Source organism: Nocardiopsis halotolerans DSM 44410 (assembly GCF_000341065.1).
GTDB lineage: Bacteria > Actinomycetota > Actinomycetes > Streptosporangiales > Streptosporangiaceae > Nocardiopsis > Nocardiopsis halotolerans.
In genome coordinates this window covers 38,578-46,673 of sequence record NZ_ANAX01000115.1, presented here as the reverse complement: position 1 = coordinate 46,673, position 8,096 = coordinate 38,578, and the positions used below count along the sequence as shown (strand labels likewise).

At 75.3% G+C, this 8,096-nt stretch carries 2 protein-coding genes and 1 pseudogene (1 of these 3 running past the window's edge); all 3 read left to right on the top strand.

Annotated features, from left to right (window positions below):
• Window positions 1-173: 173 nt before the first annotated feature.
• A complete protein-coding gene (locus D455_RS0109115) occupies window positions 174-4,694 on the top strand; it encodes an SDR family NAD(P)-dependent oxidoreductase (protein WP_206539257.1) in 4,521 nt (1,506 codons plus the stop codon).
• A gap of 32 nt (window positions 4,695-4,726) precedes the next feature.
• Window positions 4,727-7,096: pseudogene (locus D455_RS35995) on the top strand (beta-ketoacyl synthase N-terminal-like domain-containing protein); the annotation flags it as partial.
• Between the two features lie 154 nt (window positions 7,097-7,250).
• Window positions 7,251-8,096, top strand: partial view of an acyltransferase domain-containing protein gene (locus D455_RS35265; RefSeq protein ID WP_338037816.1) — the 5' portion only. The gene runs 2,829 nt beyond the window's last position; 846 of the gene's 3,675 nt are visible here — the first part of the coding sequence; it begins with the start codon at window positions 7,251-7,253; its stop codon lies off the right edge, out of view.

Genomic DNA, 8,096 nt, shown 5'->3' with positions numbered 1-8,096 from the left:
CCGCCGCCGAACTGGCCGCCCGTTTCGTCGGGGGCGCGGACGTGGACTGGCGCCAGGTGTACCCGAGGGGCCGCCGGGTCGTCCTGCCCGCGTATCCCCTGGGCGTACACACGGNGAACCGTAAGGCCGCCGAGACGCCGCCCGCCGGGCTCCCTGCCGAACGTCCGGCGCGGGTGCCCCTGCCGAACGGGCACGACACGGAACTGCTGGTCGGGCAGCATCGGGTGTTCGGCGAGCCGACGGTACCGGCCGCGCTCCTGCTGCTGCGGGCCCTCGCGAGCGCGAGCGGAGAGGTCGGCGAGACCGGGGTCCGCGACATCGTCTTCGCCGAACCGGGGACTGGACCGGGCCCCCTGAGCGTCGACCTCTCCGCTGGGACGGTGAACCTGAGCTGGGGCGGTCGGCGCATCGCACGGGCGCACACGGGACGGGGCCGCGCGGACGCGTGTCCCTCCCCCGCGGCCGACGAGCCGGACCGGACGCTGGACCCCATGGGCCTCTACGCCTGGTTCGAGGCGCGGGGGGTGGAGTACGGAGCCGACCTGGCCGTCATCGACGGGGTGGACTACGACGCCGCGACGGCCGTGTGCTCGATCCGTCGCACCCCCGGGGTGTCGGACGGGTCCGCGGCGGTCGCCGCCGTGGACGCGGCGTTGCAGGGCATGGCGGTCCTGACCATGGTCGACCGGTCCGCCGACGAGGTGACCCTCCTGCCGGGATCGGTGGCGGAGGCCGTGCTGTCCGGCGATCCCTCGCGGACCGCGCGCGTCCGCGTACGGCTCGTCGCCAGGGAGGCGGACGGCACGCGTGTGGCGGACAGCGAGCTCCTGGACGACGAAGGGCTGCCACTGCTCGTCCTGACGGGCGTCCGGTACCGGCCCGTGTCCCGGCCGGGCGGGGAGGATCCGAAGGAGCCCGTGGGATACGTGCCGCGACCCGGTGGCACCGATCCGCTCCCCGTCCCCGCGCCCGCCGCCGCCCTCTCTCCGGCCGACGCGGTGGCCGAGGTCGTCCGGGCCCTGTTGCGCGAACCCGACCTGACACCGGACACGCCCTTCACCCTGCTCTCCCTCGACTCGATGCTGGCGACCGAGATCGCCGAGCGCCTGGAGGCCCGGTTGGGCGTACGGGTCGGCTCCCTCGACGTCATGGAGGCCGCCGACTGCCGTGCGCTGGCCTCCGCCGTCGGGGTCCCCGTCGGCGTGGCCGGGGACCCCGTGTACGAACCCGGGACCGCGCTGCCCCGGTCCGGGGCGGAGGAACCCGTGCCAGCGCCGTCCGGGCACGTCGCGGAACGTGCGGACGGGGCGCGGGCCGAGGACGTCGCGGTGATCGGTCTGTCGGTGGCCGTCCCGGGCGCGCACACCCCCGACGCGTTCTGGCGGCTGCTCATGGAGGGCGGAGACGCCGTGGCGCCCGCCCCCGCCGACCGCTGGAACGGCGCCGGGCCCCGGCCCGAGGGCGGGTTCCTCAGCGGCATCGCGTCCTTCGACGCCCGGTTGTTCGGTGTCTTCGCCAACCAGGCCGAGGTGCTCGATCCCCAGTCCCGCTGGCTGCTGCGGGGGGCGTGGGAGTGCCTGGAGTCGGCGGGCGCGGCTCCCGCCTCCGTGGCGGGCACCCCGACCGGCGTGTTCGTGGGCGCCAGCTACCAGCACTACCGCGAGTACAACATCGAGCCCGAACTGGACGCCCTGAGCGGCCTGGGCAACCACAACGCGTTCCTGGCCAACCGGGTGAGCCACTTCCTGGACCTGCGCGGACCGAGCATGACCATCGACACCCTGTGCTCGTCCTCGCTGGTGGCCCTGCACCAGGCCGTGCGCAGCATCCGCGGGGGCGAGTGCGACCAGGCCATCGTCTCGGGGGTCCGGCTCGCTCTGTCACCGCTGCACTACCACGCCATGCGGAGTCTGAAGGCGCTGTCCCCGACGGGGCGGTCGAGGGCCTTCGACGCCGACGCGGACGGATTCGTCCCGGGAGAGGGCGTCATCACCCTGCTGGTCAAACCACTCCACCAGGCACTCCACGACGGCGACCGCGTCCACGCCGTCATCCGAGGCACCGCCGTCAACCACGGCGGCAGGACCAGCGGCCTGACCGTCCCCAACGGCACCGCGCAACGCGAGGTCATCACCGCCGCGCTACACGACGCCGGAGTGGACGCGGACACCATCACCATGCTCGAAGCCCACGGAACCGGAACCCCGCTCGGCGACCCCATCGAGGTACAGGCCCTGACCGAGGCCTTCAACACCCACACCGACCGGCGCCAGTTCTGCGCCATCGGATCGGTCAAGTCCAACATCGGCCACCTCGAACCCGCCGCCGGACTCGCGGGCCTGGCCAAGATTCTCCTGGCCATGCGCCACCACACCATCCCCGCCACACTCCACCTGAAGCAGCCCAACCCCCACATCGACTTCAACGCCTCCCCCTTCCACCCCGCCACCCAACCCACAGCGTGGACACCCCCTGCCGGGGTCCCCCGCCGCGCCGGACTCAGCGCCTTCGGCATGGGCGGAGTCAACGCCCACGTCATCCTCGAAGAACCCCCCACCCCACCCGAACGCACCTCGGACCTGCCCTCGGAGTACCCCGTACGCGTCAGCGGCGCCACCGAGGAGGCCGTCCGGATCCTCGCGGCGGGCTACGCGGAACGGATCGCCGCCTGCCGGGACGCACGGGAACTGGCCGACGTGTGCCACACCGTCAACACCGGACGCGCGGAGCTCGGCTTCCAGACGGCGGTGCTCGGCTCCGACGCCGCATCCCTGGTCCGGGCGCTGCGCGCGGTAGCTGACGGCGCCGTGCCGATCTCCGAGGCCGTGGGCCCCGTCGACGGCCAGCCCCCGAGCGCTCCCGCCGCCGTGGAACTGGTGCGGCGCGGACGCACCGGGATCGCCTGGGCAGCCCTGTCCGCCCCGGAGGCGCGGATCGCGGACGGCCTGCCCGCCTACCCCTTCGCGGAGCGCAGCTTCTGGTCCACCCGCGGCGCTGGTACGACGGAGACGCAGGCGCAGGAGCCGAACGGTGCGGGCGGCACCGCACCGACGGCCCCGCCCCGGGCCACGCGCCCCCGGTGGCGCGCCGAGCCCCTCCCGGAACCGGCCCGCGCCGCGGGCGGCACCGCGGCCGTCGTGTGCGGGGACGGAGAACACGCCCGGGTACTGGGCACCGAACTCTCCGCCACCGGCTTCACCGTCGTCCCCTCCGCCGGGGAACGCGACCTGGACGCCCTGGTCGTGGTCGACCCCGGCCCCGAGGGGTTCTGGTCCGCCCTGCGCGCGTGGACCTCCGCCCTCCCCCGGGGAGGACGCCTGGTCTGGGTCGGCGGCCGGACGGCGGCCGTCAACGCCGAGGAGCGGCCCGGACTGGCACCCGACGCGGCGGCACGCGCCGCCGCGATCCTGGCCGCGGCGGCCGAGTACCACCTCTCCGCGGCCGTCCTCGACCTGGCGCCCGGCGCGGACGCGGGTACCGAGGCACGCGCGATCGTCGCGGAGCTGTCCGCCATGCCGGAGCAGCGCACGGCGGTCGCCCTGCGCGGCGGCCTCCGGTACGTCCGGCACTGGGAGGAGACCGACGGCGCCGAGCACGCTCCCGACCTGTCGGGCGAGGGGTTCGTCCTGGTCACCGGAGGGGCCGGGGCGGTGGGCCGTCACCTGGTCCGCCGTCTGGCGCGGCTGGGGGCGGCGCGTGTCGGCGTCGTCGGCCGCAGCCGTCTGGACGCGGACGCCGTGGCCGAACTGGCCGCGCTCGCCCCCTCCGCCGAACTGGACTACGTGCCGTGCGACGTGGCCGACGGGTCCGCCGTCCGCGCGGCGGTGCGGGACCTGTCACGGCGGTGGGGTCCGCTGAACGGCGTCGTGCACGCCTCGGGACGCGCCCTGCCCTTCGGCTCCCACCGCAACCGCGCGGAGGAGGACGCGGCCGGTGTCCTGGCTCCCAAGACCGCGGGATCGGACCACGTCCTGGCCGTGGCGGGCGAGCACGGAGCGAGGTTCGTCGTCCTCGTGTCCTCCGTCGCCGGTGAGGACCCCGCGGCCGGGCGGGGCCTGGTCGACTACGCCATGGCCAACGCCTACCAACTGGCCCTGGCCGAACGGTCCCACGTCCAGGGGTCCCCCCTGACCGTGACCGCGCACGCGTGGCCCGACTGGTCCGGTGTCGGTCTGGAGGCCGACGCCTCCTTCTCCGCCACGGCCTCCCTGGGGGCGGCGGAGGCCCTCGCCGGGTTCTCGGCGCACCTGCTCTCCGGCGGTCGGGTGTCCTTCCCCGGGGGCGCGCCCGACGGGTCCGCCGGCCCGGACACGGAAGCTCAGCGGCCCTCCCGGCCCGAGCCGTCGGCCCGCCCGGCCACCCGTGCGTCCGGGGAGGCGACCGGGGAAACGGTCGCGCTGGTCCGCTCCTGCCTCACCGAACTCCTCGGGGAGGACCCGGGCACGCACGCCGTCGCCGACCTCGGACTCGACTCGTTGGCCATCGCCGACCTGGTCTCCCTCCTGGAGCGGCGCCACGGGAGCACGGTCGACCCGTCCGCCGTCATGCGCGCGCGGACGGTGAACGACATCGCCGTCCTCCTGGAGGCGGAGGCCGGAGCCCCGCCCGCGCACGAGGAGGAGCCCGCGGCCGAACGGGACGGCACGGAACCGGTCGGCCTGAGCGCCCTGTTGCGGCCGCTCGCCGGTAAGTGACGCGCACACCCACCGACGACAGGGAAGGGACCATGACAGTACGAGGAACGGCGCGTGCCCGGGGGCCGGAGCGCGACGCGCAGGAGGGGATCGCGGTCATCGGCATGGCCGTCCGGCTCCCCGGGGCCGAGGACGTCGACGACCTGGGGTGGCTGCTGTCCGGCGACCGTCACGAGGTGGGTCCCGTGCCCGCGGGCCGGTGGGCACGGGACCTGTACCCCGGGGTCCCCGGACAGGGGGCCTTCCTCCCGGACGCGTACTGCTTCGACCACGACCGGTTCGGGCTCTCGGCGGAACAGGCGGTCCGGCTCGACCCCCAGCACCGGCTCATGCTGGAGGTGGGGGCGACCGCCCTGGAGGAGTCCGGGCTGTCGGCCGACGACGCCCGGCGGCGGACGGGCGTGTTCGTCGGTTCGCGCATGAACTCCTACGGGTTCGAACACGGTCGGGCGGAGGAACCGGGCCGGGGTTCGGAACGGGCCGCCGCGCTGTGGGGGCGGTCGCAGAACTTCGCCGCGGCCTGGCTGTCCGACCGCCTGGACCTGCACGGACCCAGTCTGGTGGTCGACACCGCCTGCTCCTCGTCCCTCACCGCGCTGTGGCTCGCATGCCAGAGCCTGGCCTCGGGCGGTTGCCGTACCGCCCTCGTGGGCGGTGTGGACCTGCTCGTCGACCCGCTGACCCTGACGATGCTCACCAACGCCGAGGCCCTCTCCCCGCAGGGGCGGTGCCGGACCTTCGACGAGCGCGCCGACGGCTACGTCCCCGGTGAGGGCGCCGTGGCCCTCGTCCTCAAACCGCTGCGCGCCGCCCTCGACGACGGTGACACCGTGCTGGCCTCGATCGTGGCGTCGGCGGTCAACAACGACGGCAGCACCATGGGCGTCACGACCCCCAGCCTGGACGCCCAGGTCGACCTGCTCTCCGAGGTCTACGCGCGGGTGGACGCCGCGACCGTGGGCTACGTGGAGGCCCACGGCACGGGAACGGCGATCGGCGACCCCATCGAGGCGCGGGCGTTGAGCGAGGTGTTCGGACGGGCGGGCTCCCGCCGGGGGTCGGTGGCGCTGGGTTCCCTCAAGCGCCGTATCGGCCACCTGCACTCGGCGGCCGGGTTGGCGGGTGTCGCCAAGGCCGTCCACGTCGTCCGGTCGCGGACGGTTCCCCCCACCGCGGTCGAACGCCCCAACCCGCGCCTCCGCCTGGCGGACGGCCCCTTCCACCTGCCCGAACGCGAGGAGCGGTGGCGGGTGGACGGCCCCAGGCGCGCGGCGGTGAGCGCCTTCGGCTTCGGCGGGACCAACGCGCACGTGGTCGTGGAGGAGCCGCCGGAGCCCCCGGCGCCCGCCGCGACGGAGGCGGTCCCCGGTGCGCTGATGCTCCCGTTGTCCGCCGACACCCCCGAGGGTCTGCGTGAGTTGGCCGCCCAGTGGCTGGAGCGGCTGGAGGGGGCACGGAACGTCGCCGACCTGTGCGCGACCGCCCAGACGGGGCGACCGCACCGGCGGGTGCGGGCCGTCGTACGCGGGGGTGACGCCGCGGAACTGGCCGCCGCGCTGCGGTCGCGGCTGCTGTCCCCCGACTTCCCCGGTCCCCCGGACGGCGCCGTCAGGGGGGTGGACTTCCGGGTACCGCGTGCGGACGCGCCACCCGAGTGGTTCGCCCGCCTGTGTTCGGCCCACGCGCCGGTGGAGGAGGTCGTCGCCAGCTTCGAGGAGGCGGCCGGGCTCGGCCGCGCCGACTTCACGGGCCGACTGCTGGAGCTGATCCTCGGGATCGCGCTGGCCACGGCGCTCCGTGAGTCCGGAGTGGACGGGGGGTCCGTGGACCTGCCCGAGGAGTGGCGTCCGGTCGCCGCCCACGTGTGGGAGGGGGCGCCCCTGGAGGAGACGGTCGCGGAGCTGCTCGGCCACGAACCGGACGCGTCCGGCCCCCGCACCGGCACGGGATGGGCGGCGCGGCTGGCCGAACCCGGCGCCGACCCCGCCGACGTCCTCGACGCGGTGGTCGCGCGACTGTACGAGCACGGCCACCGGATCGACTGGTCGCGTCGGTTCCGCGGCCGCGCCCGGACCCGGGTGCCCCTGCCCCGGGAGCAGGCGCACGGCCCGAGCCTGGACCTGGCGGAACCGCACCGGTCGGCCGAACCCGGCGGCCCGGTGCGTTCGGAGCCCGGGGACGGCGCAGCCCACGCCTTCTCGCGTGTCTTCGGCCCCGGGGAGGACCCGATCGCGCAGCACAGCGTGCACGGGGACTTCATGCTGCCGGGGGTCGGGTGGCTCGACTTCCTGGAGCAGGGCGTCCGGGCACGGGGGGAGCACTTCGGGGGGTTGTCGGACCTCGTCTTCCACCGGCCCCTGGTCCTGGCGGACGGGGCGCGCCGGGTGCTGTGCTCGGTGGCGGCCGACCGTCGCTTCGAGGTGCGCGACGACGACGGCACGCCGTTCGTCACCGGGCGGCTCGTCGACGCGGGAGACGCACACGGCGAGCACACGGAACCCCTGGCGGAGCTGCTGGCGGAGTGCTCCGTCCCGCGCTCGGGCTCCGGTATCNAGGATCGGTTACCGCCACGGCCGCTACTACCGGAACGTCTCGTGGGTCGCCGCGCGCCCCGGCGGCACCCTCGCCCGGATCGAGGGGGGCCGCCAGCGGGCCCTCAACCCGGACCGGACTCGCCTGTACCCCGGCCTCCTGGACAGCGTGACCATCACGGCCATCTCGCCCGACAACCCGGTCTTCGGGCGGGACGACGCCCCCGCGTTCATCCCCCTGTCGATCGGGCGGCTCACCGTCCTCGGGTCCCTGGCCGAGGCCGCCTTCGTCCGCACCGACATCGCCTTCTGGAACGAGGAGGCGTGCCGGTGCACGCAGGTGGTGACCGACGCCCGGGGCCGGGCCCTCCTGGTGCTGGCGGACATCACCGCCAAACGGGTCGCCCCGACCGCCTTCACCGAGGGCCGGACGCCGGTGGAGAAGGACGCTGACACCGCCGCTGACGCCTCCGGGACCTCCGTCGCCCCCCAGCCCCCACCGTCCCCGCGGCCCGCGCCAACCGCGGGGACGGTGGGACCTTCCGACCCGGCCGCCCGGGCGCTGGCCTGGTTCCTGGCCGTGGCCGGGATCCCGGAGGAGGACGCGGACACCGAACTCCTGTCGGCGGGGTACGACTCGGCGGGACTGGTCGAGCTCAGCGACCGGCTGTCCCGCGAGTACGGCCTGGACCTGTACCCCACCGAGTTCTTCGAGTTCCCCACGCCGCGGGACTTCGCGCGCGAACTCGCCGGACGGGACCACGGCGTCGTCGCCCGGCTCACCGTCCCCACGGTCCCGACCCGGGATGACGACGTCCCCGGGGAAGCAGTGTCCGCGTCGCCTCCGGCTCCGCCCGTCTCCGAGCCGGTG